This window comes from Mesorhizobium zhangyense (assembly GCF_011045115.1).
Lineage (GTDB): Bacteria > Pseudomonadota > Alphaproteobacteria > Rhizobiales > Rhizobiaceae > Mesorhizobium_M > Mesorhizobium_M zhangyense.
The window spans coordinates 210,193-234,404 of sequence record NZ_JAAKZG010000001.1 but is presented as its reverse complement, the minus strand read 5'-3'; the positions used below and the strand labels follow the sequence as shown (position 1 = coordinate 234,404).

29 protein-coding genes are annotated in these 24,212 nt (G+C 60.2%); 18 read left to right on the top strand and 11 right to left on the bottom strand.

Translation table 11 applies throughout. The features are described from left to right. The first annotated feature begins 24 nt into the window (after positions 1-24). A complete protein-coding gene (gene purB, locus G6N74_RS01145; protein ID WP_165113388.1) occupies positions 25-1,332 on the top strand; it encodes an adenylosuccinate lyase in 1,308 nt (435 codons plus the stop codon). Between the two features lie 116 nt (positions 1,333-1,448). Here the strand turns inward: purB and G6N74_RS01140 are convergent, their stop codons facing one another. Beyond that, positions 1,449-2,348 (bottom strand): VOC family protein, encoded by a 900-nt coding sequence (locus G6N74_RS01140; RefSeq protein ID WP_376767670.1) that lies wholly within the window; start codon positions 2,346-2,348, stop codon positions 1,449-1,451. A gap of 155 nt (positions 2,349-2,503) precedes the next feature. Between G6N74_RS01140 and G6N74_RS01135 the strand changes: the two genes are divergently transcribed. Beyond that, complete coding sequence (locus G6N74_RS01135; protein ID WP_119821689.1) at positions 2,504-3,058, top strand: RBBP9/YdeN family alpha/beta hydrolase; 555 nt, start codon at positions 2,504-2,506, stop codon at positions 3,056-3,058. A gap of 7 nt (positions 3,059-3,065) precedes the next feature. On the opposite strand, the gene G6N74_RS01130 is transcribed toward G6N74_RS01135, so the two are convergent. Together G6N74_RS01130 and G6N74_RS01125 are read right to left on the bottom strand one after the other, a co-directional pair. Continuing rightward, positions 3,066-3,836, bottom strand: a complete 771-nt coding sequence (locus G6N74_RS01130) for an HpcH/HpaI aldolase family protein (RefSeq protein ID WP_165113384.1) — start codon at positions 3,834-3,836, stop codon at positions 3,066-3,068. A 110-nt stretch (positions 3,837-3,946) separates the two neighbouring features. After that, positions 3,947-4,267: a DUF1476 domain-containing protein gene (locus G6N74_RS01125; protein WP_091912791.1), complete on the bottom strand. Its 321-nt coding sequence runs from the start codon at positions 4,265-4,267 to the stop codon at positions 3,947-3,949. A gap of 268 nt (positions 4,268-4,535) precedes the next feature. Between G6N74_RS01125 and purC the strand changes: the two genes are divergently transcribed. The 5 genes from purC (at position 4,536) to G6N74_RS01100 (ending at position 7,354) form a co-directional block, all read left to right on the top strand. Beyond that, complete coding sequence (gene purC, locus G6N74_RS01120) at positions 4,536-5,303, top strand: phosphoribosylaminoimidazolesuccinocarboxamide synthase (RefSeq protein WP_165114391.1); 768 nt, start codon at positions 4,536-4,538, stop codon at positions 5,301-5,303. A gap of 68 nt (positions 5,304-5,371) precedes the next feature. Next, positions 5,372-5,614, top strand: a complete 243-nt coding sequence (gene purS, locus G6N74_RS30635; protein ID WP_165113382.1) for a phosphoribosylformylglycinamidine synthase subunit PurS — start codon at positions 5,372-5,374, stop codon at positions 5,612-5,614. Between the two features lie 6 nt (positions 5,615-5,620). Then, positions 5,621-6,172, top strand: a complete 552-nt coding sequence (locus tag G6N74_RS01110; protein WP_165113380.1) for an RNA 2'-phosphotransferase — start codon at positions 5,621-5,623, stop codon at positions 6,170-6,172. Continuing rightward, positions 6,169-6,861: a phosphoribosylformylglycinamidine synthase subunit PurQ gene (gene purQ, locus G6N74_RS01105; protein WP_165113378.1), complete on the top strand. Its 693-nt coding sequence runs from the start codon at positions 6,169-6,171 to the stop codon at positions 6,859-6,861. Before G6N74_RS01110 ends, purQ begins: the two co-directional genes overlap by 4 nt. Before the next feature lie 79 nt (positions 6,862-6,940). Further along, on the top strand, positions 6,941-7,354 hold the full coding sequence (locus G6N74_RS01100; RefSeq protein ID WP_165113375.1) for a hypothetical protein: 414 nt from the start codon (positions 6,941-6,943) through the stop codon (positions 7,352-7,354). Positions 7,355-7,388: 34 nt separating this feature from the next. Here G6N74_RS01100 and G6N74_RS01095 read toward each other — a convergent pair whose 3' ends face one another. Next, positions 7,389-7,628, bottom strand: coding sequence for a DUF1127 domain-containing protein (locus G6N74_RS01095; protein WP_246245603.1), 240 nt, complete (start codon positions 7,626-7,628; stop codon positions 7,389-7,391). A gap of 83 nt (positions 7,629-7,711) precedes the next feature. On the opposite strand from G6N74_RS01095, the gene G6N74_RS01090 reads away from it, so the two are divergent. The 5 genes from G6N74_RS01090 to G6N74_RS01070 all read left to right on the top strand — a co-directional run bounded on the left by G6N74_RS01090 (position 7,712) and on the right by G6N74_RS01070 (position 13,635). Beyond that, a complete protein-coding gene (locus tag G6N74_RS01090; RefSeq protein WP_165113371.1) occupies positions 7,712-9,130 on the top strand; it encodes an aminotransferase-like domain-containing protein in 1,419 nt (472 codons plus the stop codon). 103 nt (positions 9,131-9,233) lie between these two features. Next, on the top strand, positions 9,234-11,450 hold the full coding sequence (purL, locus tag G6N74_RS01085; protein WP_165113369.1) for a phosphoribosylformylglycinamidine synthase subunit PurL: 2,217 nt from the start codon (positions 9,234-9,236) through the stop codon (positions 11,448-11,450). Positions 11,451-11,567: 117 nt separating this feature from the next. Then, entirely contained in the window at positions 11,568-12,410 is an 843-nt protein-coding gene (locus tag G6N74_RS01080; protein WP_165113367.1) for a hypothetical protein, read from the top strand. A 6-nt stretch (positions 12,411-12,416) separates the two neighbouring features. Beyond that, positions 12,417-13,304, top strand: coding sequence for a hypothetical protein (locus tag G6N74_RS01075; protein ID WP_165113365.1), 888 nt, complete (start codon positions 12,417-12,419; stop codon positions 13,302-13,304). A 97-nt stretch (positions 13,305-13,401) separates the two neighbouring features. Beyond that, the gene (locus G6N74_RS01070) at positions 13,402-13,635 is read left to right on the top strand and encodes a BolA/IbaG family iron-sulfur metabolism protein (RefSeq protein WP_091912773.1); all 234 of its coding nucleotides are present in this window, start codon (positions 13,402-13,404) and stop codon (positions 13,633-13,635) included. A gap of 32 nt (positions 13,636-13,667) precedes the next feature. Here the strand turns inward: G6N74_RS01070 and G6N74_RS01065 are convergent, their stop codons facing one another. Continuing rightward, the gene (locus G6N74_RS01065; RefSeq protein WP_165113363.1) at positions 13,668-14,465 is read right to left on the bottom strand and encodes a phosphodiester glycosidase family protein; all 798 of its coding nucleotides are present in this window, start codon (positions 14,463-14,465) and stop codon (positions 13,668-13,670) included. Positions 14,466-14,656: 191 nt separating this feature from the next. Between G6N74_RS01065 and grxD the strand changes: the two genes are divergently transcribed. Both grxD and G6N74_RS01055 read left to right on the top strand, forming a co-directional pair. Then, positions 14,657-14,989 carry a Grx4 family monothiol glutaredoxin gene (grxD, locus tag G6N74_RS01060; protein WP_091912769.1) on the top strand — a complete coding sequence of 111 codons (333 nt, stop codon included), beginning with the start codon at positions 14,657-14,659 and terminating at the stop codon, positions 14,987-14,989. 118 nt (positions 14,990-15,107) lie between these two features. Continuing rightward, positions 15,108-16,352, top strand: a complete 1,245-nt coding sequence (locus G6N74_RS01055) for a multidrug effflux MFS transporter (protein ID WP_165113361.1) — start codon at positions 15,108-15,110, stop codon at positions 16,350-16,352. On the opposite strand, the gene ttcA is transcribed toward G6N74_RS01055, so the two are convergent. The 3 genes from ttcA to G6N74_RS01040 form a co-directional block, all read right to left on the bottom strand. Next, complete coding sequence (gene ttcA, locus G6N74_RS01050) at positions 16,349-17,230, bottom strand: tRNA 2-thiocytidine(32) synthetase TtcA (RefSeq protein WP_165113359.1); 882 nt, start codon at positions 17,228-17,230, stop codon at positions 16,349-16,351. The two genes, G6N74_RS01055 and ttcA, sit on opposite strands and share 4 nt — an antisense overlap. 112 nt (positions 17,231-17,342) lie before the next feature. After that, positions 17,343-17,960, bottom strand: coding sequence for a 30S ribosomal protein S4 (gene rpsD, locus G6N74_RS01045; RefSeq protein ID WP_119817542.1), 618 nt, complete (start codon positions 17,958-17,960; stop codon positions 17,343-17,345). A gap of 260 nt (positions 17,961-18,220) precedes the next feature. Beyond that, positions 18,221-18,634, bottom strand: a complete 414-nt coding sequence (locus G6N74_RS01040; protein ID WP_165113357.1) for a winged helix-turn-helix transcriptional regulator — start codon at positions 18,632-18,634, stop codon at positions 18,221-18,223. Positions 18,635-18,778: 144 nt separating this feature from the next. Here G6N74_RS01040 and G6N74_RS01035 point away from each other — a divergent pair, with 144 nt between their 5' ends. After that, positions 18,779-19,417 (top strand): NAD(P)-dependent oxidoreductase, encoded by a 639-nt coding sequence (locus tag G6N74_RS01035; protein ID WP_165113355.1) that lies wholly within the window; start codon positions 18,779-18,781, stop codon positions 19,415-19,417. Between the two features lie 20 nt (positions 19,418-19,437). On the opposite strand, the gene G6N74_RS01030 is transcribed toward G6N74_RS01035, so the two are convergent. After that, positions 19,438-19,620: a DUF3008 family protein gene (locus tag G6N74_RS01030; RefSeq protein ID WP_165113353.1), complete on the bottom strand. Its 183-nt coding sequence runs from the start codon at positions 19,618-19,620 to the stop codon at positions 19,438-19,440. 238 nt (positions 19,621-19,858) lie between these two features. Between G6N74_RS01030 and G6N74_RS01025 the strand changes: the two genes are divergently transcribed. Beyond that, a complete protein-coding gene (locus G6N74_RS01025; RefSeq protein WP_165113351.1) occupies positions 19,859-20,206 on the top strand; it encodes a cupredoxin domain-containing protein in 348 nt (115 codons plus the stop codon). Positions 20,207-20,209: 3 nt separating this feature from the next. Next, a complete protein-coding gene (locus tag G6N74_RS01020; RefSeq protein ID WP_165113349.1) occupies positions 20,210-21,040 on the top strand; it encodes an FTR1 family iron permease in 831 nt (276 codons plus the stop codon). On the opposite strand, the gene murI is transcribed toward G6N74_RS01020, so the two are convergent. After that, positions 21,027-21,815, bottom strand: coding sequence for a glutamate racemase (murI, locus tag G6N74_RS01015; RefSeq protein ID WP_246245602.1), 789 nt, complete (start codon positions 21,813-21,815; stop codon positions 21,027-21,029). The genes G6N74_RS01020 and murI overlap by 14 nt on opposite strands. Further along, on the bottom strand, positions 21,808-22,665 hold the full coding sequence (locus G6N74_RS01010) for an RNA methyltransferase (RefSeq protein WP_165113345.1): 858 nt from the start codon (positions 22,663-22,665) through the stop codon (positions 21,808-21,810). The genes murI and G6N74_RS01010 overlap by 8 nt, the downstream gene beginning before the upstream one ends. Positions 22,666-22,919: 254 nt before the next feature. Here G6N74_RS01010 and G6N74_RS01005 point away from each other — a divergent pair, with 254 nt between their 5' ends. Further along, entirely contained in the window at positions 22,920-24,134 is a 1,215-nt protein-coding gene (locus G6N74_RS01005; protein WP_091912749.1) for an NADP-dependent isocitrate dehydrogenase, read from the top strand. The last annotated feature ends 78 nt before the right edge of the window (positions 24,135-24,212 follow it).

The window sequence follows — 24,212 nt, the reverse complement described above, 5'->3', positions numbered from 1 at the left end:
CAATGCTCACATGGATGCCCTGACATGATCCCTCGCTATTCGCGCCCGGAAATGGTTGCCATCTGGTCGCCGGAAACGCGCTTCCGCATCTGGTTCGAGATTGAGGCCTATGCCTGCGACGCGCTGGCCGAGATCGGCGTCATCCCCAAGGAAGCGGCGAAGACGATCTGGGAAAAAGGCGGCGCGGCAAAGTTCGACGTCGCCCGCATCGACGAGATCGAAGCCGTCACCAAGCATGACGTCATCGCTTTTCTCACGCATCTGGGCGAATTCATCGGCCCCGAAGCGCGTTTCGTCCATCAGGGCATGACCTCGTCGGACGTGCTCGATACGACACTCAACATCCAATTGGTGCGCGCAGCCGACCTTCTGCTGGCCGACCTCGATCGTGTGCTGGCCGCCCTGAAGAAGCGCGCGTTCGAACACAAGGACACCATCCGCATCGGCCGCAGCCACGGCATCCATGCCGAGCCGACGACGATGGGCCTGACCTTCGCCCGCTTCTATGCCGAGATGGAACGAAACCGGGCGCGTCTGATAGCAGCCCGCGCCGAAATCGCCACGGGCGCCATCTCCGGCGCGGTCGGCACCTTCGCCAACATCGATCCGTCGGTGGAAGAATATGTCTGCGAGAAGCTCGGCTTGGTGCCAGAGCCCGTTTCGACGCAGGTCATCCCGCGCGATCGCCACGCCATGTTCTTCGCCACGCTCGGCGTCATCGCGTCGTCGATCGAGAACGTCGCCATCGAAATCCGCCACATGCAGCGCACCGAGGTTCTGGAAGCGGAAGAATTCTTCTCGCCCGGCCAGAAGGGTTCCTCGGCCATGCCGCACAAGCGCAACCCGGTTCTGACCGAAAACCTGACTGGCCTCGCCCGCCTCGTGCGCATGTCGGTTACGCCCGCGCTCGAAAACGTGGCGCTGTGGCACGAGCGCGACATCTCACATTCCAGCGTCGAGCGCGCCATCGGACCGGACACGACCATCACGCTCGATTTCGCGCTGAACCGCCTCGCCGGCGTCATCGAGAAGCTGGTGATTTATCCGGAAAACATGCTGAAGAACCTCAACAAGTTCCGCGGCCTGGTCCATTCCCAGCGCGTGCTTCTGGCCCTGACGCAGGCCGGCGTCTCACGTGAAGACTCTTACCGGCTGGTCCAGCGCAACGCCATGAAGGTCTGGGAACAAGGCGCTGATTTCCTTGAGGAACTGCTGGGTGACAAGGAAGTGACGGCCGCCTTGTCCGAACAGGAAATCCGCGAAAAATTCGACCTTGGTTATCATACCAAGCATGTCGACACGATCTTCAAGCGGGTGTTCGGCGAAAGCTGAGGCGGAACCGAATACAGTCGCGGTCGTTATAGCTGCATACGACCTCCCATCAAAAAAGGGCCTGTGCATTCCCTGCAGCAGGCCCTTTTTATTTGCCGATTTTTGGCGCCTGAGCTTCAGACCTTGTTCGGCACCGTCCTGATAACCGTGCCCCACGGGTCTTCGCGCGTTTCTTCCGCCTTGGCGGTCGCCGAGCGCATTTCGACCCAGGTCAGGCCGGTCTGGCCGCTTTCGCGCTTTCCGGCGCCCGGGCTCTGCCAGGAGTTGGCGCCGATGTGATGGTGATAGCCGCCGGAAGACAGAAAGACGGCGCTGCTGCCATATTGGGCAACGGTGTCAAAGCCGAATTCCGAGTTCCACCAATCTTCGGCCTCGGCAGGCTTGCCGACGCGAAGATGGACGTGACCGATCACGCTGTTTTCGGGCGCGCCCTTCCATTCGGGACTACCCGCCGGCACGGAAGCAACGATGCCAGGAATATCGAGCGCCGCCGTCGCCATTTCGACCTGCGCGCCATTCCATTTCCAGCTTTCGTGCGGGCGGTCGGCATAGATTTCGATGCCATTGCCTTCCGGGTCGGTCAGATAAAGCGCTTCGCTGACAAGATGGTCAGACGCACCGTCAACGGCGATGTTGTTGGCGATCGCATGCTTGATCCAGCGCCCAAGATCGGCGCGCGACGGCAACAGGAACGCGGTGTGGAAGAGACCAGCGCTGCGCGGGTCTTCCTGACGGGCGGCAGCGTCGTTTTCGATTTCCAGCAAAGGACGACCGCTGGCGCCCAGCGTGATCACAGACCCGTCCCGCGCCAGTTCTTCCAGCCCAACCACGGCGCGATAATAGGCGGCAAGGTTCTCGGCGTTTTTCGCCTTCAGGCCGATGCGGGAAACGCTGACCGGCGTGGTGGCGGCAAATGGCAGTTCGCTCATGTCTGGCTCCGTTCGGCCAGTGCCTGTCCCCGCCCCAAAAGCGAGCAGACCGGCAGCGCCGACAAAATTACGCCGTGTGAATTGCAAAAGCCCATCTCCTGAAATCAACGACGTTTAGGTTGCCTGCAACATCGTGTCGTGCGGTCCGGCGCGCAAGCGGCAAAACAGGAAACACGCTGTTCAGCATTGCGGCAGCAAGCCGGGGAGTTGCACGCGCCGCCCGCCATCGCTACATGCGCGGCATGAAGGTAAAAGACGCAGATATTCTCATCGTCCCCGGTTACACCAACTCAGGCCCGGACCATTGGCAGACTCGCTGGGAGCAGAAGCTTTCCACCGCGCGGCGCGTGGAACAGGCGGAATGGTCGAAGCCGGTCGTCGAGGACTGGACGGCAGCTGTCGTGAAAGCGGTGAACGAGGCGGAAAAGCCGGTGGTGTTCATCGCCCATTCGCTCGGCGTGCCGACGGTCATCCAGGCGATCCCGCAATTCAAAAAGCCGATCGCGGGCGCTTTCTTCGTGGCTCCCCCGGACGTCGCCAATCCTGAAATCAGGCCGAAGCACCTGATGACGTTCGGGCCCTATCCGCGCGATCCGCTGCCCTTCCCGTCGGTCGTCGTCTCCAGCAGCAACGATCCGTTCTGCTCGCAGGAAATGGCCGAGGACATCGCGGCTGCCTGGGGCTCGAGGTTCATTCATGCCGGTGAAGCCGGCCACATCAATGCGGATGCCGGCTACGGGCCATGGCCCGAAGGCACGATGGCCTTCGCAAACTTTCTCAGCAACCTGCCGGGTTAGCGCATCCCTATCTTAGGGAAGCGCGCGCCGTCTTGAGCAGCGCTTCCGCACCCATGGCGATGTAGCGGTGCTCGGTGCCGAGGGCCAGGAAACGATAGCCCATATCGACGAAGCGGCCGCTCATGGCCGCATCGACGACAAAAATGCCGGCATGCTTGCCGGCAGCCTTGGCTTTGGCGGCAATATTCTCGATCGTTTCCATCATGTCTTCCAATGTCGCGTCGACCGTCGCGCCATTGGTCCATGCGATGGAGAAATCGGCGGGGCCGACGAAAATGCCGTCGATTCCCGGCGTTTCCAGAATGCCGTCGAGAGCTGCCAGTGCGGCGCGCGTTTCAATCATCGCGAAGGACACCGTTTTCGCGTTGTTTTCCCGCAGCCAGGCTTTCATGTCGCTGCCACCGGCGCGTGGCAGCGCGAAGGATGGCCCCCACGACCTTTCGCCGACCGGTGGATATTTCATCGCCGCAGCGAAGTGCTGCGCGTCCTCCACCGAGTTCACCATCGGCGCGATGACCGCTTCCGCGCCGAAATCCAGCGCCCGGCTCGCCATGTCGAAACGGCCGACCGGAATGCGCACGACCGGATGCCTGTTCGCCCGCAGCACGGGAACGATGCCGCGCAAGACGCTGTCCTCGTGATGACCGCCGTGCTGCATGTCGAGTGTCACCGCGTCAAAACCCTGTGCGGCGACGATCTCGACCGTGAGCGCATCCGGAATGCCGGACCATGCGGTTATCAGCGTCTCACCAGCGGCCAGTCGGGATGAAAATGTCATGAAGCAGCTCCTCGAAGTTTCCCCGATCATCTCACCCGGAAACTTCCGCCAAGGCAAAGAAAAACCGCCCGTCATGCGGGCGGTTCATTTGGGCCAACGCCGGGAAGACGTCAGGAATTCATGATCTGCTCGGCCGCAGTCGCCAGCAATTCGTCCATGGTGCGGCGAATCTGGTGGTCGGACTGCTCGACGCCGGCGGCATCGAAGTCCTTGCGTATCTTGCGGAAGACGTCGTGATCGCCCGCTTCCTCGATATCGGAAATCACCACTTCCTTGGCATAGGCGTCTGCATCGGCACCGGTCTTGCCGAGCTTCTCGGCAGCCCACAGGCCCAGCAGCTTATTGCGCCGCGCAGTCGCCTTGAACCGCAGTTCTTCGTCCATCGCGAACTTCTTTTCGAAGCCTTCTTCGCGGTCCTTCATGCTGCTCATGGCAATTCCTCCGGATCTGATATCGATTCGTGACGTTGAATATGGGTTGTACCAGCACAAACCAAAAGGTGGCGTCCGGGTCAATACGCGCTCTTACAGCCTGCGGTGCGGCATTTCGTATGGGAAAGCGGTTGATTGAGAAGATTTGCTGATTGAGCAATTGCTGCGTATGAGATAGAGACCGCATGAAACCCACAACCGCCGCGTTTCGCGTGCGAGATGAAGGGACCGGTTACGTGCCGCCAGCCCTTGAATCCAGAGAAAAATGATGAAAAATCGCCGCCGCATATATGAAGGCAAGGCCAAGATCCTCTATGAAGGCCCTGAGCCGGGAACGCTTATCCAGTTTTTCAAGGACGACGCCACCGCCTTCAACAAGAAAAAGCATGAAGTCGTCGACGGCAAGGGCGTGCTCAACAACCGTATATCCGAGCACATCTTCACCCATCTGAACCGCATGGGCATCCCGACGCACTTCATCCGCCGGCTCAACATGCGCGAGCAGCTGATCCGCGAAGTCGAGATCATCCCGCTGGAAGTCGTTGTTCGCAACATCGCAGCCGGCTCGCTGGCCAAGCGCCTCGGCATCGAGGAAGGCACGGTCCTGCCCCGCTCGATCATCGAATTCTACTACAAGGCCGACGCGCTCGACGATCCAATGGTATCGGAAGAGCACATCACCGCCTTCGGCTGGGCGAGCCCGCAGGAAATCGACGACATCATGGCACTTGCCATCCGCGTCAACGACTTCCTCTCCGGCCTCTTCCTCGGCGTCGGCATCCAGCTCGTCGATTTCAAGATCGAATGCGGCCGCCTCTACGAAGGCGACATGATGCGCATCGTCGTTGCCGACGAGATCTCGCCGGACAGCTGCCGTCTGTGGGACGTGAACACCCAGGAGAAGATGGACAAGGACCGTTTCCGCCGTGACATGGGCGGACTTGTCGAGGCTTACCAGGAAGTCGCCCGTCGCCTCGGGATCATGAATGAGAACGAGCCGGTGCGCCCGACCGGCCCGGTTCTCGTAAAACACTGAGCTTATCGGCGCGGAAGCCAGCTTCTGCGCCGTTTCATTTCCACGCAAATATCCGGAGACAAGCGGCCGTGATCAAAGCCCGTGTAACCGTTACACTCAAGAATGGCGTTCTGGACCCGCAGGGTAAGGCGATCGAACATGCGCTCGACGCACTCGGCTTCGGCGGCGTCGGCTCGGTCCGCCAGGGCAAGGTCTTCGACATAGAGGTCGACAGCACCGACAAGGCGAAGGTGGAAGCCGACCTCAACGCCATGTGCGACAAGCTTCTGGCCAATACCGTGATTGAGAACTACGCGGTGGAGATCGCCTGAGACGAGATGTCAAGGGACGTCCAGATATCCAAGTTCATGAGCCTCGTCCTTCGGCATTCGCCCGAAGAGGCCGGTTTGACGTTGGACGAAAACGGCTGGGTCGACTTCGATGATCTCTATCGGGCTATCGATGTGCGGTTTGGCGTTGCGAAAGCCGAAGTTGAGCGCATCGTGGCTGAAAACCCGAAAAAGCGATTCACGCTGATCAATAATCGCATTCGCGCGGCACAAGGTCATAGCGTTGGGATCGATCTCCAATTAACGCCTTCAGCGCCGCCCGCGATGCTCTACCACGGTACAAAAACGGAATTCCTTGCATCCATTCTCAAAGAAGGTTTGCAAAGCCAATCGCGCCAGCATGTACATCTATCGAACGACATTGAAACGGCAAGAATAGTCGCTCGACGCCGCAAAGGCGCTGATGCGATCTTGGCCGTTGACAGCAGCGCGATGTCAAACGATGGGATAGTCTTCTTCTTGTCTGAAAATGATGTCTGGCTGACCGATCATGTCGCGCCTCGATATCTCAAGCATCTGACCGAGCGGGATCTGCCATGAAATCAGCCGTTGTCGTCCTCCCTGGCCTCAATCGCGACCGCGACATGATCGCGGCGCTGACCAAGATTTCGGGTAAAGCACCCGTAACCGTCTGGCAGACCGACACCGAAATACCCGATGTCGACCTGATCGCCATTCCCGGCGGCTTCTCCTATGGCGACTATCTGCGCTGCGGCGCCATTGCCGCCCGCATGCCGGTCATGCGCGCGATCGCCGACAAGGCGGCCAAGGGCGTTACGGTCATCGGCGTCTGCAACGGTTTTCAGATACTCGTAGAGGCCGGCATGCTGCCCGGCGCATTGATGCGCAACGCGTCGCTGAAATTCGTCTGCCGCGAGGTCAAGCTTCAGGTCACGAATGCCAACACCGCCTTCACCCGTGGCTACAAGCCGAACCAGATCATCCGCAGCCCTGTGGCGCACCACGACGGCAACTACTTTGCCGATGCCGACACGCTTGCCCGCATCGAAGGCGAAGGTCAGGTGGTCTTCCGCTACGCAGAAGGCACGAACCCCAACGGCTCGATCAACGACATTGCCGGCATCGTCAATGACCGGGGCAATGTGCTCGGCCTGATGCCGCATCCCGAAAACCTGATCGAGGCGGCCCATGGCGGCAGCGACGGTCGGGCGCTGTTCGAGAGCGCGTTGGGCGGATCGTCACGCCAGCCGGCACTGGCCGGCGCTTGAGAACCTGGCGTAGAGTTCTTCATATCTTCCTGTATCTTACTGATCGTAATCAACGATTCGAAACGGTGGGCGTCGGCGCATGAAGAATTTTCGCATTCTGGCGGTAGCTCTCGTATCGCTGCTGGCGCTCGCTGGCTGCCAGTCCGGATCGAAGCCGTCGACGCCATCGGTTGGCTCCGGCAAGAGCGCGTCACTGCTGGCGATGGAAACGGTCGCGATCGCCGCCCATAAATGCTGGTTCGCCAGCAAGGACCCGGCCTTCAAGTCCTATCGCCTCGCCAACGAACTGAACGCCTTCGGCGGCACGCCCCGCTTCCTGCTCGTGCCGGCCAAAAACTATGGCGGGCTTCCCCTGCTCGTCGTGCAGGCGCGCGGCAATTCGAGCCGGGTCGAATCCTTCGGCCCGCTGATGTCGGAGCCCATCGGAGCGCGCATCCACGCCGACCTGACGCGCTGGTCGAGCGGCAACAACGCCTGCGGCAGCGCGGCTTAAGCCACGAGCCCGGTCTGCTTTTTTCGACCTGCGATCAATCCAGGAAAGAGCGAATGCCTTCGCGATAGGCTTCGCTTCTTGAAATGCCGATATCGGCAAGCTGCGCGTCGGTCAGCTCCATGAGCGCCAATCTGCTGCGCCGCTTTTCCAGACGCATTTCCAGCCACTCGATGAATCCGACAACTGCGACGTTGACCTTGCGCAGGTAGTCCGACCGGCCCGACGAGGGCTCCTCGGGAATTGAACCCTTCCTGATTGTATCAATTGCACTCATTGTCATCACCTTGGGAGGTCTTATATTGGGTGCAATCTCTTTGTATTGACTCCTTTTGAATGGCAATGTAGAAAATTGTCACCATGACAAATTGGCTTCCTAATCTTTCCGAAGGTTCTGGCCCGCTCTATCTGCGCCTGGCCGACAGGATCGAATCCGACATTGGCGCAGGCACATTGCCTGCCGGCGAAAAACTGCCGCCGCAGAGAAACCTCGCCTACGACATCGGCGTGACCATCGGCACTGTAGGCCGCGCCTATGCGCTTTTGCGCGAACGCGGTCTTGTCAGCGGAGAAGTCGGGCGTGGAACCTATGTGCTCGGGCGCGGCATCGACGCGAACGACAACATCGAGATAGCTGCCGTCGCACCAAGGGAAGGCACGCGCCTCGCAGAACCGCCCATCGGCAAACTGCGCTTCGACAGCACTGCCGCGCCGGATGTCGGACAGGGCAAGATAATCGAGACGATCCTGTCGGCAATCACCCGCGATCATCCGCAGGAGGTCGCCAGCTATACAAGATCGTTCCCGGATCACTGGTTCGAAGCAGGCCGCCACTGGTTGTCACGCAACGGATTCAAACCGCAGGCAGACAGCATCGTGCCGACGCTGGGCGCCCACGCCGCCGTAATTTCGGCCATATCAGCCCTCACCTCTCCCGGCGATTACATACTTTTCGAACACGTGACCTATACGCAGATCGCAAGGAGCGCGGGTCTTGTCGGCCGACGCATGGCCTTGGTCGAGTCAGATGAGAATGGCGTCGATCCGGAAGATTTCGAGCGTGTCTGCGCGCAGAAGCATCCAGCCATGGCCTTTTTGATGCCGACGGGCCAGAACCCCACCGGCACCATCATGCCCGCGGAACGCCGCGCGGCGATTGCCGACATCGCGCGGCGTTACAATGTCCTTCTGATCGAAGACGATCTTTACGGAGCCTTGACCGACGACCCGACGCCGCTTCTTGCCGAATTCGCACCGGAGCGCACTTTCGTGGTTGGCGGCCTTTCGAAGTCGGTCGCGGCCGGCGTTCGTGGCGGCTGGATCTCGTGCCCGCTCAATTACAGGCACCGCGTCCGCGTCGCGCACAAGATGACGACCGGCGGAATGCCGTTTCTGCTCGCTGAGGTCTGCGCGCAGCTCGTGCTGTCCGGCGAGGCTGCCGCAATCCGTGCGCGGTCGCTGGCAGAAATCAATGCGCGTTTGGCGATAGCCCGCTCTACGCTTGCCGGCCATGATTTCACCTCCAATGATGGCGTTCCCTTCTTCTGGCTATCCGTCCCCGAGCCGTGGCATTCAGGCACGTTCAAGAACGCCGCCTACGAACAGGGCGTGCTCATCGACGACGAGGACGAGTTCAAGGCCGGGCGCTCAGACCGTGTTTTCCATCGCGTCAGGATCGGCATCTCGGCCCCGCATAATCGTCAGGATGTAGCGACCGGACTGGCGGCAATCCGTCGCCTTCTCGACGAAGGCCGTGCGGGCTACGACAGTTTCGGCTAAAGCTCCATCTTCCCGGTGAATTTTCGGCCTTTTGCGGTATATCCCGGCGACGGCTTGCGCTATTGAGCTATTTTTCGACGCCCTAAGGAATCCGCTGGCCATCATGACCATCTCCAACGACGTGAAAATCACCGACGAGCTGATCGCATCGCACGGGCTGAAGCCCGACGAGTATCAGCGGATACTGGATCTGGTCGGGCGCGAGCCGACATTCACCGAGCTCGGCATATTTTCCGCGATGTGGAACGAGCACTGCTCGTACAAATCTTCCAAGAAGTGGCTGCGCACCCTGCCGACCAAGGGCGATGTCGTGATCCAGGGACCGGGCGAGAATGCCGGCGTGGTCGATATCGGCGACGGCGACTGCGTGGTCTTCAAGATGGAGAGCCACAACCATCCCTCCTACATCGAGCCCTATCAGGGTGCTGCGACCGGCGTTGGCGGCATTCTGCGCGATGTCTTCACCATGGGCGCGCGGCCTATCGCGGCGATGAACGCGCTGCGCTTCGGCGCGCCTGACCATCCCAAGACCAAGCATCTGGTTGCAGGCGTCGTTTCCGGCGTCGGCGGCTATGGCAATTCCTTCGGCGTGCCGACCGTCGGCGGCGAAGTCAATTTCGACGCACGCTACAACGGCAACATCCTCGTCAACGCGTTTGCTGCCGGTTTGGCCAAGACCGACGCTATCTTCCTGTCGGAAGCCAAGGGCGTCGGCCTGCCGGTCGTCTATCTCGGCGCCAAGACGGGCCGCGACGGCGTCGGCGGTGCAACGATGGCGTCTGCCGAATTCGACGACAAGATCGACGAGAAGCGTCCGACGGTGCAGGTCGGCGATCCCTTCACCGAAAAATGCCTGCTGGAAGCCTGCCTCGAGTTGATGGCGTCCGGTGCCGTCATCGCTATCCAGGACATGGGCGCTGCCGGCCTCACCTGTTCGGCCGTGGAAATGGGCGCTAAGGGCGACCTCGGCATCGAACTCGATCTCGACAAGGTTCCGGTGCGCGAGGAGCGCATGACGGCTTACGAGATGATGCTCTCGGAGAGCCAGGAGCGCATGTTGATGGTGCTGCGCCCGGAAAAGGAAGAAGAAGCCGAGGCGATCTTCCGCAAATGGGGCCTCGACTTTGCAATCGTCGGCAAGACGACGGACGATCTGCGCTTCCGCATCATCCATCAGGGTGCGGAAGTCGCCAACCTGCCGATCAAGGACCTCGGCGATCAGGCTCCCGAATACGACCGCCCTTGGGTCGAGCCGAAGAAGCGCGAACCTCTCGCCGCTGACGATATTCCGCAGGCCGATGTAGCCGACGCGCTGCTGAAACTGCTCGGCAGCGCCAATATGTCGAGCCGCCGCTGGGTCTGGGAACAATACGACACGTTGATCCAGGGCAATTCCTTGCAGCTACCCGGCGGCGATGCCGGCGTGGTGCGCGTGGAAGGCCACGCCACCAAGGCGTTGGCCTTCTCTTCGGACGTCACCCCGCGCTATTGCGAAGCCGATCCCTATGAGGGCGGCAAGCAGGCCGTCGCCGAATGCTGGCGCAACCTGACTGCAACCGGCGCAGAACCCCTCGCCGCCACTGATAACCTCAACTTCGGCAATCCGGAGCGCCCCGAGATCATGGGGCAGCTGGTGAAAGCCGTCGGCGGCATCGGCGAAGCCTGCCGCGCGCTCGGCTTCCCGATCGTCTCCGGCAATGTCTCACTTTACAACGAAACCAACGGCCAGGGCATCCTGCCGACACCGACCATAGGCGGCGTCGGCCTCATCCGCGACTGGTCGAAGATGGCGCGCATCGGCTTTGCCGCAGAGGACGAGGCGATCCTGCTTGTCGGCGCGCCGTCGGCATGGGGCACGCATCTGGCGCAGTCGGTCTATATGCGCGACATCCACAACCGCACAGATGGCCCGCCCCCGCCGGTCGATCTCGCTCACGAAAAAAAGGTCGGTGACTTCGTTCGCACGCTCATCGCGGACGGCATCGTCACTGCCGTGCACGACCTTTCCGACGGTGGCCTTGCCGTCGCAGTTGCCGAAATGGCGATGGCCTCGGGCATTGGCGCAACGGTCAATCAATTGAAGGGCTTGTCGCCGATACCTACCTTCTTCGGCGAGGATCAGGGCCGCTATCTCGTGACGATCCCGCGCGACAAGGTCGACTGGTTCTTCGAGGAACGCGTCAAGGATACCGGCATCTTCGCGCCCTGGATCGGCACCACCGGTGGGCGCGAATTGAAACTCGGCGAGGCGCGTGCGATATCCGTGTCCGAACTGACAGACGCGCATGAAGGCTGGTTTCCGAAATTCATGGAAAACTGACCAAACAAATTTTGGACGTATTCGTACCCGATGCGCCCTCAAGGGCGCGAGGGTCGCGAACAGGACTGATGCGGCTCGCATAGCCACTCCTGGTCAAATCGAATGAGAGTGCTGAAAATGCGCGATGCGAACACCGTCAACGTCGTTACCACCATGCACCGTGGCGGTTACGAACAATACGGACGAGAAATGGTCCGGTCGTTCCTGCAGCACTGGCCGAGCAATGTGCGGCTGACCATATACGCCGAAGACTTCGATGTTGCCGAAACCTCGGAAAAGCTCGAAGTCCTGGATCTTCACCAGATGTGCCCGAAGCTGCTGGCCTTCAAGAAGGCCAACCAGGAACCATGGCAAAAGGGCTTTACCGGATCGAGCGTAGGCAAGGAAGCGCGCGTAAAACTGACGAACAAGTACAATTTCAAATTCGACGGTGTGAAATTCTCGAACAAGGTCTTTGCCTATTGCAAGGAAGCATCCCGCACCGATGCGCGATATCTGGTCTGGCTGGATGCCGATACGGTTACGTTGAAGCCCGTTCCCGCAGACTTCATCGCGTCTCTCGGGGATACCTTCGTCGAGTATCTCGGACGACGGTATACCCACAGCGAATGCGGCTTCATGCGCTTCGATCTGCATCACCCGAACGCGCAGCAGTTCTTCAAGGCCATGCAGGCCATGTATGAAACCGGTGAAATCTACACGCTCAACGAATGGCACGACTCGTTCGTTTTCGACGTGGTGCGGAGCGTTCTAAGCGCCACCGGAACGATCGATGAGCATAGCATCTCGAGCTACGACGTATCGAGACACCCCTTCGTCAACTCGGTTCTGGGCACCTACATGGATCACCTGAAGGGCGATGAGCGGAAAGCCGCCGGAAGTTCATCTCTGCGCGACCATGGCAAGGAGCCGCTTCCGCGCAAGATTCTGCGGAAATTGAAGCTGGTGAAGGACGTTTAGAGCAAATTGACGCTTTACGGCTTTCACACCGGATTTCTGCTCAGCCCCAAGGTAACGGGTGCCTTCTGCCGTGGAGCGAAAGCGCCGCTTCGGCATATATCGAGCTATCTCGAAAACGGCCTGCCGGACGATGCCACCGCCGTTGCGATGTACGGCATTCTTCGTGGCGCCGGCCAGCTCTACCGCGAGGCAGAGAGGCGCAATCTTGATTTCTACTATCTGGACCACGGTTACTTCGCGCGAAGCGACCACTGGCTTAACTGGTTCAACAGAAGTCCCAGCTGGTTTCGTGTCACCAAAAACGGGCACTCCATAAACAAACTTACGGCCGGCAACGATGACCGTTTCCGGCGGCATTTCGAAAAACATTATCCCCTGCGGCCCTGGCGGGGTGGCAAGGGTGAGGCCATCGTCATCCTGCCGCCAACGCCGGCGATACGCTGGTTCTTCGATTGTGATGACTGGGGCCGGCAGATCGTCGATCAGATCCGCCGTTTCACCGACTTGCCGATCGTCTGGCGTGAAAAGCCCAACGCCAAGAACATCGACGATACCGGCAACCCGGACGGAACTTTTTCGACCCCGACGCCTCCCGCGGTTGATCGGCTCGAGATCAGCAAGGCCAGTCTCCAGGCTGATCTGGACAAGGCGGCGATGGTGGTCTGCTACAACAGCAACGTTGCGATCGAGGCGGTCCAGCAGGGCATTCCGGTCTATTGCGAAGAGCAGTGCGCCGCCTTCCCGATTCGATTTTCCCTGGAGAGCTTGAGCGATCCGGCCTCGCTCGAAAGAGAACCGGATCGCTGGAATTGGCTGACTCATCTCGCCAACAATCAGTTTTCCATGTCGGAACTGAAAAGCGGCTACGCCTTCAGGCATCTTTCCCAGCGCTAACGCATGGGGATGGGTGCGCAACAGGACGGCCCGACAATTGACCTTCACTGCCCCAGCCGCCATATCTCATGGGACAGACGCATTGGGAGACTACCTCATGGCAATGGACGCACACGACATCGAAAAACTCATCAAGGACGGCATTCCGGACGCCAAGGTGACGATTCGTGACCTGGCCGGCGATGGCGATCACTATGCAGCCGAGGTCGTGGCCGAGAGCTTTCGCGGCAAGAGCCGCGTCCAGCAGCACCAGATGGTCTATGACGCCCTGAAGGGGAACATGGGCGGCGTACTTCACGCGCTTGCCCTGCAGACCAGCATTCCTGAATGATTTCAATGGCAGGCGCATTCGGGCATTGAACGCTAACGTTTCCTCGACACCGCCAGGATCGGCCCCGCCGGATCGGTCTTCCCGACGAGAAGCTTGCTGCCATTGGAAAATGCAGAGATGAAGCCGTCGAAATAGAGCGCGTTGGGGCATTTCAAGCCGTCGCTGAACAGCCGCGCAAACGATCCGAAGCTGACCGGCGAACGGGCGATGACGAAAATCGCCTTGCCGTCGGCACTGACGCCAACGCCGTTGCGGATATTGCGCGAACTTCCATTCGGCTCGAAGCGAGCATGAATGACGCCGTCAATCACCAGCATCGGTCCTGATTGGGTCCCCAGGCGCACGTCCGGCCGCGCGGCAGCAAACGCTTCCGACTCCATCACCAGCACTTCGCCTGATTTCGTTACCGCGAACACACCGTTCGGCTTCATGAAGAAATTGCCGTCGCCGTCCGAAAGATTCAGGGGTTCCTTCGTGATCCCGTCTTCGACATAGAGCCCGACCGGCGAAAGATCCCGATGATACATGCCGGCATTCATGGCGAGCAGCACGGGCGTGCCCTGCGCCTTCATCGCCCTGGTGAAGGCATCCACTGATCCAAACGGTTTTCCATCCGCTCCGTCATGGAACAGGCCGACATCGTAAGCGTGCAGGTCGATCGCACACACGATGTAGCCGACCCCCTCGAAATCCTGTTCCCGGCATGGCTCGGGCAGTTCCTGGCTCTGAAAAACCGGAGGCACGGCTGGAGGCTCGGGTCGCCTCCAGACGAGCATCGCCAGGGCCGCAAACCCGGCGATAAGCAGAATTGCAGCAAGAGCGCGTTTCATTAACCTCAACAAGTCCTGCGGATGCGATTAAGAATCGGATCGATCTTGCTCTTTTCTAAAGCAAAATTGACCGGTTTCCGCCTATGGCCCATAGAATCACAGCAACTGCCGGTCTTGTTTCGGGCTGCCTATCGGTTTATTTGAATCATAATGATTTGAGCCTGGCTCCCACAGGCGTGAAAGGATACCCGATGAGCGGAATCAACGATTACATCGCCAATGAGGTCAAGACCAACGACGTCGTGCTGTTCATGAAGGGCACGCCCGGTTTCCCGCAATGCGGCTTTTCCGGACAGGTCGTACAGATCCTCGACTATATCGGCGTCGACTACAAAGGCGTGGACGTCCTGACCTCCAACGAACTGCGCCAGGGCATCAAGGAATATTCCAACTGGCCGACCATCCCGCAGCTTTACGTCAAGGGCGAGTTTGTCGGCGGCTGCGATATCATCCGCGAGATGTTCCAGGCCGGCGAGTTGCAGGCTCTCTTTGAAGGCAAGGGCGTCACCACCAAGGCGGCCTGACGCGATCCTACCGGGGGTAGCCCCGCCTCGGTAAATATCCATCTCCCGCAGACGCGGGACTGTGCAACGAGTGCGCCGATCACCGGCGCATTTTCGTTTTTGACCTACGGATTTTACCATGGACCAACATGTTTCGCCGGCTCCGGAAGCCGAAAAACTCTCTATTCCGCGGTGGGAATTCATTGCCCTTGCCGCAGCCTTGATGGCGCTGAACGCGCTTGCCATCGATATCATGCTGCCGGGACTTCAACAGATCGGCGCAAGCCTCGGTGTCGACAATGAAAACCACCGGCAATATGTGATCTCTGCCTATTTCGGCGGCATGGCGCTCGGGCTGCTGGGCTACGGTCCGGCTTCCGATCGTTTCGGTCGGCGAGGCCCCTTGCTGTTCGGCCTTGGAATTTACGTCATCGCCGCACTTGCCGCCGCCATCGCACCCAATTTCGAAACGCTGCTCGCATTGCGCGTGATCCAGGGTTTTGGCGCCGCCTCGACGCGCGTGATTGCCGTGTCCATGGTTCGCGACCGCTTCGGCGGCAGGGCCATGGCCGAGATCATGTCGCTCATTTTCATGGTCTTCATGGTCATCCCGGTCGTGGCACCGAGCATCGGCCAGTTGATCATGCTGTTCGCCAACTGGCACATGATCTTCGTCTGCATGGGCGTGGGGGCGCTGTTCATCTCGCTGTGGGCATTCTTCCGCCTCCCCGAAACGCTTCACCCCGAGGATCGTCGTCCTTTCACGATCTCGGCGATCGGACAGGCATTTGCCATCGTGCTCACCAACCGCATCTCGCTCTGGTACACGCTGGCATCGACGATCATCTTTTCCGCGCTGTTCGGCTTCATCAATTCCGCGCAGCAGGTCTATGTCGGCATCTATGGGCTCGGCGTCTGGTTCCCGGTGATTTTCGCTGCGATCGCCGGCATGATGGCGCTTTCGTCGTTCCTGAATTCGCGGCTGGTCATGCGCGTCGGCATGCGCCGGCTGTCCCATGGAGCGCTGATCGGGTTTTTGACTGTCAGCACCATCTGGTTCGTCTGGTCGCTGTTTGGCCAGGTGCCGCTGGTCGGCTTCATCCTGCTGTTTGCGGCGGCGATGTTCCAGTTCGGCTGGATCGGCTCGAACTTCAACGCGCTGTCGATGGAACCGGTCGGACACATCGCCGGATCGGCTGCCTCGGTGCAGGGCTTCATGCAGACGCTGGGCGGCGGAATAATCGGCGCGGCAATCGGCCAGTCCTTCGACGGCACGACGACGCCCCTTGCGGCGGGCTTTTGCGGCGTCGCCGCGATCGCGTTGATAATGGTGCTGATTGCAGAAAAAGGCCGGTTGTTCCAGCCTCATCACAAGCCGGCTTAATTATCCTCTGCAGCAGGCGCTTCTGCGCCTTCTGTCGTCTTCAGCCCTGCAAAATCGAAGAGCTTGCGGTCGAGCAGATGGCTCGGCCGCGCATTGGCGAGTGCGCGGATCATCGTGTCCTTACGGCCCGGCATGCGTTTTTCGATATCGTCCAGCATCGCCTTCATCAGATTGCGTTGCAGCCCTTCCTGGCTGCCGCAAAGGTCGCAAGGTATGATCGGGAACTTCATGCTGTCGGCAAACTTCTGGAGATCGGTCTCGGCGCAGTAGCTGAGCGGCCGCAGCAGCATGACATCGCCATCGTCGTTCAACAGTTTAGGCGGCATCGCAGCCAGCCTGCCGCCATGGAACAGGTTCATGAAGAAGGTTTCGAGGATGTCTTCGCGGTGATGCCCGAGCACCAGTGACGAACACCCCTCCTCGCGGGCTATGCGATAGAGATGCCCGCGCCGCAGCCGCGAACAGAGCGAGCAATAGGTGCTGCCCTCGCTCAGCTTCTCGGTGACGATCGAATAGGTGTCGCGGTACTCGATGCGATGCGCGATACCATACCGGTCGAGATATTCCGGCAGGATGTGTTTGGGAAAGTTCGGCTGGCCCTGATCGAGATTGCAGGCGATCAGCTCGACAGGCAGCATGCCGCGCCATTTGAGATCGAGCAGGATGGCAAGCAGCCCGTAGGAATCCTTGCCGCCCGAAAGCGCCACCAGCCAGCGCTCGCCGGGTTTGACCATGGCAAAATCGTCCATGGCCTGCCGGGTCTGCCGTAGCAGCCGCTTGCGCAGCTTGTTGAACTCCACGGACGACGGCGTGTCGCGAAACATGGCGTGACAGGCTTCCCCGTCGAGATCGGAGATGGGCTCCGGCATCATGTTCATGGCGATGGCTTCCGCAGCTTTTACAGTTCAGACCGGATTAAAGGACCGGGCAGATAAAGAAAAGGCCGCCCGAAGGCGGCCTTTTCGCAAATTCGAGTAAATCGAACCGAAATCAGCGCGAATAGAATTCGACGACCAGGTTCGGTTCCATCTGCACAGCGAACGGAACGTCGGCCAGGCCCGGAACGCGGGCGAAGGTCGCAACCATCTTGTTGTGATCGACTTCGATGTAATCCGGAACGTCGCGCTCTGCGAGCTGCACCGATTCCAGCACGATGACGAGCTGCTTCGACTTCTCGCGCACTTCGACCACATCGCCGGCCTTGCAGCGATACGAGCCGACATTGACGCGGCGGCCGTTGACGTTGACGTGACCGTGGTTGACGAACTGGCGGGCGGCAAAGATCGTCGGAACGAACTTCGCGCGATAGACGACCGCGTCGAGACGCGACTCGAGAAGACCGATCAGGTTTTCCGGCGTATCGCCCTTGCGGCGGTTCGCTTCCTCATAGGTCTTGCGGAACTGCTTTTCCGAAATATCGCCATAGTGGCCCTTCAGCTTCTGCTTGGCGCGCAGCTGCAGACCGAAGTCCGAGAGCTTGCCCTTGCGGCGCTGGCCGTGCTGGCCGGGACCATATTCGCGCTTGTTGACCGGGGACTTCGGACGGCCCCAGATGTTTTCGCCGAGACGGCGGTCGATCTTGTACTTTGCGGATTCGCGCTTGCTCATCGCATTCCCTTTCAAAACAATGCACCCGAAACCTCGTGTTTCGAGTGAAGGAAACGCGCCCTCCTCTGGCCTCCGTTTTCGAGACCTGACAGGATTTTCCCGCTAAGCTTGCCGGAAATATCCACGGGACACGTCAATTTGCAGGGCGGGGAAATTCACCAGAGGCTAAAAGCCCAACCTTGCGGCATAAAAGTCAACACCGGGCGTTGCGGCCCGGTGCTGGCGGGTGATTAGGCGAAGTTTTCCGCAAAGTCAACGCGTCAGGCGTTTTCGGCGTCGAATCTTGCCCTGGCGCGCACCAGAAGATCGCGATTTTGCGCAGCCCAAAGCCCAAGCGCGCCGATCGGCACCGCAATCGACTGTCCTACCTCGGTCAACGCATATTCCACCTCCGGCGGCGTTGTCGGCTTGACCGTACGCCGGACAAGGCCGTCTCGCTCCAGCGAGCGCAATGTCACCGTCAGCATGCGCTGCGAAATGCCTTCGATCGAACGCTTCAGCGCATTGAAGCGCACCGGGCGCTCCTGAAGATTGATGACGACGAGCAGGCTCCAGCTGTCTCCGATGCGGTCCAGCACGTCACGCATGGGGCAGCTGCCACGCTCGTCGCGGTCGAAACCGGGATGAGCCTGCAGCAACGGTACACGCTCCTCCGTTCTTGTGCGGGCGTTCACGTGGTTCTCTCCATGTAACCTGGGCACCAAATCATGCGTTCTTTTCCTGCCCCGCGATCGAAGCTATATAGTTATTGTTGGTAACCTGATTACAGATCATACCCGCCTTTGCCAATCCGGTGAGAGTGGGCGGAAAGGAAAAACATGAAGATCGCACTCATCGGCGCCTCCGGCTTCGTCGGCAAAGCCGTTCTCAAGGAAGCTTCATCGCGCGGCCACACGGTTACCGCGCTGGTACGCAATCCGGACAAGGTGGAAAAGCTTGCCGGCGTCACCGCAAAGCAGGTTGACGTGACCGACAGCAAAGCACTCGCGCAGGCCCTCGCCGGCCAGGATGTCGTGATTTCCGCCTTCAACGGCGGATGGGGCGATCCGGACATCTACAACAAGCACCTCAACGGTTCGAAGGCGATTGCCGACGCGGCAAAGGCCGCGAAGGTCCGCGTGATCGTGGTCGGCGGCGCAGGCAGCCTGCTCGCGCCCGATGGCAGCCAGTTTGTGGATTCGCCGGACTTCCCGGCCGCCTACAAGGACGGCGCCCTCGCCGCTCGCGACTCGCTCAAGGCGCTCCGCAGCGAAACAGGGCTGGAGTGGTCGTTCCTCTCCCCCGCATTCGTCCTTGCGCCCGGCGAGCGCACCGGCAAATTCCGCTACGGGGGCGATCAGCCGGTTTTCGATGCCAACAACGAAAGCAAGATTTCGGTTGAAGACCTTGCCGTCGTTCTGGTCGACGAGGCCGAAACGGCCAAGCATACCGGCAAGCGCTTCACCGTCGGATACTGATCAAATCGCGGCCTGCCGGATCATTTCTTCTTTTCCGGCAGGCCCTTGCGCTTCGTTTCGGCAAATTCCTCGAGCTGCTTTTCGCTCATCGATTCATACATTTCCTTCGATGCACCCTTGAGCTCGCTCTTCTTGGTTTCGCCGCGTTTGGCAGACAGTGCCGCTCCGGCGGCCATCTGCTGGGCCTTCGATGTTGCTGGCATCTCGATATCTCCCTTGAGAGTTGATGCCGGATAACGCCTCTTCAATGCGGTGGTTCCCATACTTTTCCATGCCGATGCTGTGCATGCCCGACCTAACACATTGGAATCATTCTAACTTCAACGAGAAGTGATCCGGGCTATACTTGACGGCGCACATCACCTTTATATTCTGCCGTCCCTCGGCAGCCGCGCCTCCCCTCGTCCTGCGCTGTCCGAGCGGTCCTGGAGGGACCTCGATATGAAGCTTTCTCGTTTCCTTTCCCTATCCTTGGGCGCAGTTGCCCTTGTTTCTCTAGCCGCAGGCGCTTCCGCCGCGACCGACCAAAAGTCCTTCACCATCACGATCAAGGATCATCGCTTTGCGCCCGCCACGCTGAAGGTGCCGGCAGGCGCGGAATTCGACCTTGTGGTGGTGAACGCCGATCCGACGGCCGAGGAATTCGAGAGCCAGGATTTCCACGTCGAAAAGGTCATCCAGGGCGGCAAGCAGGCGACATTTCACGTCGGCCCGCTAACGGCGGGCTCCTACGGCTTCTTCGGCGAGCGGCATGAGGATACGGCTCTCGGCAACATGTTTGCCGAATAAGCCATGATCTCCACCTTCATCATCGTTTTTCGCGAAACGCTGGAAGCAGCGTTGATCGTTGCCATCGTGCTGGCCGCGAGCGCCGGCATCGCCGGGCGCACCCGCTGGGTAGCGACAGGGATAGTCGCCGGCCTGGCCGGGGCTGGACTGCTGGCGCTGTTTGCCGGTCGTCTTGCCGACATGTTCGAAGGCAATGGCACCGAGATCTTCAACGCCGTCGTTCTGCTGCTCGCCGTGGTGATGCTCGGCTGGCATCAGATCTGGATGAGCACCCACGGCGCGGAACTGGTCAGCGAGAGCAAATCCGTCGGCCAGGATGCGCGCGAAGGCCTGCGGCCGCTTTCGGCGCTTGCCCTCATCTGCGCAGTCGCCGTCCTGAGAGAAGGCTCCGAAACAGTTCTCTTCCTCTACGGCATTGCCATCGACGGAGAACTCGACGCCAGGTCGATGCTGCAAGGCGGAGCGCTGGGCGTGGTGGCAGCGGCGCTCGTAGGGGCATTGTTCTACGGCGGGCTGCTTCGCATTCCGTTGAAGCATGTCTTCAAGGTAACGGGCGCCATCCTCCTGCTCATTGCCGCCGGTCTGGCGGCGCAGGCGGCGGCCTTCCTCGTGCAGGCAGGCGTTCTGCCGCCACTCGGCTACGACATCTGGAACACGTCAGCCATTCTGCCGCAAACCAACCCCGTCGGTTTCCTGCTGCATATTCTGGTCGGCTACGTCGCCCGTCCCGAAGGCATCCAGATCGTCGCCTATATCGCAACGCTTGCGATCATCCTCACCGCATCCGGTTTGGTGCGGCGCATGCACCGGGAAGCCTCGGTCAGACCGGCTTAAGCCCAAAGCCCTGCATCAGCCGGCGGGTCGGAAAATCCGGCTTCGCAGAGGTGAAGATGGCGCAGTCCGGTTCGTGCTCGACAGCGTTGCTTGATGTCCCGTCGAGCAGCGACAGCGCCCGACGTGCGATCGCTTCGGCCGGATCGAGCCAGTCGACCGGCCACGGTGCCAGTCTTCGAAAGACATTCGCCAGAAACGGATAATGCGTGCAGGCAAGCACGACTATGTCGGTGCGCTTGCCGTCTTCCTCGACAAAGCATGGTTCGATCTCCGCGCGGATCGCCGCATCGTCCATCGTCTCGCCGCGGATATGCGCCTCGGCCATGCGCGCCAGGTTCTGGCTGCCGACGAGGCGCACATGGCACTGCGCGGCGAATGACTGGATCAGGTCGCGCGTATAGGCGCGCTTGACCGTGCCCGGCGTCGCCAGCACCGACACGAAACCCGAGCGCGTCCGCTCAGCCGCCGGCTTGATAGCCGGAACGGTGCCGACAAACGGCGTCTTCGGATAGGCTGCGCGCAGTTCCGCCATCACCAGTGTCGACGCGGTGTTGCAGGCGATGACGGCGATCTCGGGCCGATGTTCCTCGATCAGGCTGCCGAAAAGATCGACTATGCGGCGCTTGAGCGCCTCCTCCTCCCATTCGCCATAGGGAAAACCGGCGTCGTCGGCGACATAGACGAAACGCCGATCCGGCATCAGCACGCGCGCCTCGCGCAGCACCGTCAGCCCGCCGATACCCGAATCGAACATCAGCACCGGGCGATCAGTCATCGTGCGCCTTTTCCGCTTTCTGCGTTGCGGGATGCGTGGCGCGATCGGCCTCGGCCTTGCGCTCAGGGTAGCCGGCACCGCGCGGCACTTTTGGCGAAAAATAGTCGAGCGAGGAAATGACCCCGCGCAACAGCTTGATCTCTTCCAGCGTGAAGGCGGCGCGCGTGAACACGGCACGCATATTGTCCAGCATCTTCGGCTTCTTGGCCAGCGGCCGGAAATACCCGCGAGCGTCAAGCGCTGCTTCCAGATGGCCGAGCATGCCGTTCAGATGGGTCTTGCTGGCCGGCGTCTGTACCGGGCTTGTGAAGGGCGTCGCATCGAGATCCTCGAGGCCCGACTTCATCCACTCATAGGACATCAGCAGCACGGCCTGTGCGATGTTCAGCGACGCAAAGGCCGGATTGACCGGAAAGGTCACGATCTCGTCGGCCATAGCCACTTCCTCGTTGGACAGGCCGAAGCGCTCACGTCCGAAGAGTATGCCGGTGCGCTCGCCCGCAGCGAAGCGGCTACGCAGCATCCTGCCTGCCTCCACCGGTCCGCGCACATGCTTGAAGCCGTCGCGCTCTCGCGCAGTGGTGGCAAAAAGGAAATTCAGGTCGGCGACCGCCGATGCCAGATCTTCGAAGACGACGACGCCGTCGATCACATGATCGGCCTTGCTGGCCGCTGCCCGCGCCTTCTCGTTTGGCCAGCCGTCACGCGGCTTGACCAGCCGCAGTTCGGACAGGCCGAAATTCGCCATGGCGCGCGCGACCATGCCGATATTCTCGCCGAGCTGCGGCTCGACAAGAATGATCGCCGGGCCTTCGGCAATCAGGGGTTTTTCGCGATCAGTGCCTGCCATATCTGAAACCGTTTTGCTCGCGGCCTCTCTCGCACAGTTTTCAGTGAAACGAAACCTTGCAAGGGACGGCACGCCAACCGTTTTCAGCCCAACATCTTGACCCAATGATGGTGGCTTTTGACATCATTGGCAAACGAGCGAACGTTTCCAGATGTAGCGTTTGCGCAGCCAACGGTGCTTTGCTATACGGGCCGCAACCCTTCGCGAAGCCCTTGGAACAACTCTGTTCCTCTCCCAGAAAGAGGCATTTCTCAATGACGAAAATCAAGGTGGATAATCCGGTCGTCGAACTCGATGGCGACGAGATGACCCGCATCATCTGGCAGTTCATCAAGGACAAGCTGATCCACCCCTATCTCGACATCGATCTGAAATATTTCGATCTCGGCGTGGAACATCGCGACGCGACAGACGACCAGGTGACGATCGATGCCGCCAATGCGATCAAGAAATACGGTGTCGGCGTAAAATGCGCCACGATCACGCCGGACGAGCAGCGCGTCGAGGAATTCAAGCTCAAGAAGATGTGGAAGTCGCCCAACGGCACGATCCGCAACATTCTGGGCGGCACCATCTTCCGCGAGCCGATCATCATGAAGAACGTTCCGCGGCTGGTTCCGGGCTGGACGAAGCCGATCATCGTCGGCCGTCATGCCTTCGGCGACCAGTATCGCGCCACCGATTTCAGGTTCCCGGGCAAGGGCAAGCTGACGATCAAGTTCGTCGGCGAAGACGGCCAGACGATCGAGCACGAGGTGTTCGACGCGCCCGGCTCCGGCGTTGCCATGGCCATGTACAATCTCGATGAGTCGATCCGCGAATTCGCGCGCGCCTCGCTGAACTACGGCCTGCTGCGCGGCTATCCGGTCTATCTGTCGACCAAGAACACGATCCTCAAGGCCTATGACGGCCGCTTCAAGGACATCTTCCAGGAAGTCTACGAGCAGGAGTTCGAGGCACAGTTCAAGGAAAAGAAGATCTGGTACGAACACCGCCTGATCGACGACATGGTCGCCTCCAGCCTGAAGTGGTCGGGTGGCTATGTCTGGGCCTGCAAGAACTATGACGGCGACGTCCAGTCCGACACGGTCGCACAAGGCTTCGGCTCGCTCGGCCTGATGACCTCGGTGCTGATGACGCCGGATGGCAAGACCGTCGAGGCCGAGGCCGCCCACGGCACTGTCACGCGCCATTATCGCCAGCATCAGAAGGGCGAGGAAACCTCGACCAACTCCATCGCCTCGATCTTCGCCTGGACGCGCGGCCTCGCCCATCGCGCCAAGCTCGACGATAATGTGGAGCTGAAGAAGTTCGCCGACACGCTGGAGCGAGTCTGCATCCAGACCGTCGAAGCCGGCTACATGACCAAGGATCTTTCGCTGCTGATCGGTCCCGACCAGCCGTGGCTTTCGACCACCGGATTCCTCGACAAGATCGACGAGAACCTCAAGAAAGCAATGGCCGCCTGATCTTTAGACCTACCGGGCGTGAAGAACGCCCGGTAAGACCATAACCCAACAATCGAAAAGGCCCGCGGCATCTGCCGC

What these genes read in the sequence shown, in the direction of transcription:
- G6N74_RS01095 (WP_246245603.1), bottom strand. Translation starts at nt 7,628, where the DNA reads ATGAGTGCAATTGATACAATCAGGAAGGGTTCAATTCCCGAGGAGCCC.
- G6N74_RS01125 (WP_091912791.1), bottom strand. Translation starts at nt 4,267, where the DNA reads ATGAGCAGCATGAAGGACCGCGAAGAAGGCTTCGAAAAGAAGTTCGCG.
- G6N74_RS01070 (WP_091912773.1), top strand. Translation starts at nt 13,402, where the DNA reads ATGGCAATGGACGCACACGACATCGAAAAACTCATCAAGGACGGCATT.
- rpsD (WP_119817542.1), bottom strand. Translation starts at nt 17,960, where the DNA reads ATGAGCAAGCGCGAATCCGCAAAGTACAAGATCGACCGCCGTCTCGGC.
- G6N74_RS01020 (WP_165113349.1), top strand. Translation starts at nt 20,210, where the DNA reads ATGATCTCCACCTTCATCATCGTTTTTCGCGAAACGCTGGAAGCAGCG.
- G6N74_RS01110 (WP_165113380.1), top strand. Translation starts at nt 5,621, where the DNA reads ATGTCAAGGGACGTCCAGATATCCAAGTTCATGAGCCTCGTCCTTCGG.
- murI (WP_246245602.1), bottom strand. Translation starts at nt 21,815, where the DNA reads ATGACTGATCGCCCGGTGCTGATGTTCGATTCGGGTATCGGCGGGCTG.
- purL (WP_165113369.1), top strand. Translation starts at nt 9,234, where the DNA reads ATGACCATCTCCAACGACGTGAAAATCACCGACGAGCTGATCGCATCG.
- G6N74_RS01080 (WP_165113367.1), top strand. Translation starts at nt 11,568, where the DNA reads ATGCGCGATGCGAACACCGTCAACGTCGTTACCACCATGCACCGTGGC.
- G6N74_RS01055 (WP_165113361.1), top strand. Translation starts at nt 15,108, where the DNA reads ATGGACCAACATGTTTCGCCGGCTCCGGAAGCCGAAAAACTCTCTATT.
- G6N74_RS01100 (WP_165113375.1), top strand. Translation starts at nt 6,941, where the DNA reads ATGAAGAATTTTCGCATTCTGGCGGTAGCTCTCGTATCGCTGCTGGCG.
- G6N74_RS01035 (WP_165113355.1), top strand. Translation starts at nt 18,779, where the DNA reads ATGAAGATCGCACTCATCGGCGCCTCCGGCTTCGTCGGCAAAGCCGTT.
- G6N74_RS01025 (WP_165113351.1), top strand. Translation starts at nt 19,859, where the DNA reads ATGAAGCTTTCTCGTTTCCTTTCCCTATCCTTGGGCGCAGTTGCCCTT.
- purQ (WP_165113378.1), top strand. Translation starts at nt 6,169, where the DNA reads ATGAAATCAGCCGTTGTCGTCCTCCCTGGCCTCAATCGCGACCGCGAC.
- G6N74_RS01090 (WP_165113371.1), top strand. Translation starts at nt 7,712, where the DNA reads ATGACAAATTGGCTTCCTAATCTTTCCGAAGGTTCTGGCCCGCTCTAT.
- G6N74_RS01005 (WP_091912749.1), top strand. Translation starts at nt 22,920, where the DNA reads ATGACGAAAATCAAGGTGGATAATCCGGTCGTCGAACTCGATGGCGAC.
- G6N74_RS01065 (WP_165113363.1), bottom strand. Translation starts at nt 14,465, where the DNA reads ATGAAACGCGCTCTTGCTGCAATTCTGCTTATCGCCGGGTTTGCGGCC.
- purC (WP_165114391.1), top strand. Translation starts at nt 4,536, where the DNA reads ATGAAAAATCGCCGCCGCATATATGAAGGCAAGGCCAAGATCCTCTAT.
- G6N74_RS01010 (WP_165113345.1), bottom strand. Translation starts at nt 22,665, where the DNA reads ATGGCAGGCACTGATCGCGAAAAACCCCTGATTGCCGAAGGCCCGGCG.
- purB (WP_165113388.1), top strand. Translation starts at nt 25, where the DNA reads ATGATCCCTCGCTATTCGCGCCCGGAAATGGTTGCCATCTGGTCGCCG.
- ttcA (WP_165113359.1), bottom strand. Translation starts at nt 17,230, where the DNA reads ATGAACATGATGCCGGAGCCCATCTCCGATCTCGACGGGGAAGCCTGT.
- G6N74_RS01130 (WP_165113384.1), bottom strand. Translation starts at nt 3,836, where the DNA reads ATGACATTTTCATCCCGACTGGCCGCTGGTGAGACGCTGATAACCGCA.
- G6N74_RS01135 (WP_119821689.1), top strand. Translation starts at nt 2,504, where the DNA reads ATGAAGGTAAAAGACGCAGATATTCTCATCGTCCCCGGTTACACCAAC.
- grxD (WP_091912769.1), top strand. Translation starts at nt 14,657, where the DNA reads ATGAGCGGAATCAACGATTACATCGCCAATGAGGTCAAGACCAACGAC.
- G6N74_RS01030 (WP_165113353.1), bottom strand. Translation starts at nt 19,620, where the DNA reads ATGCCAGCAACATCGAAGGCCCAGCAGATGGCCGCCGGAGCGGCACTG.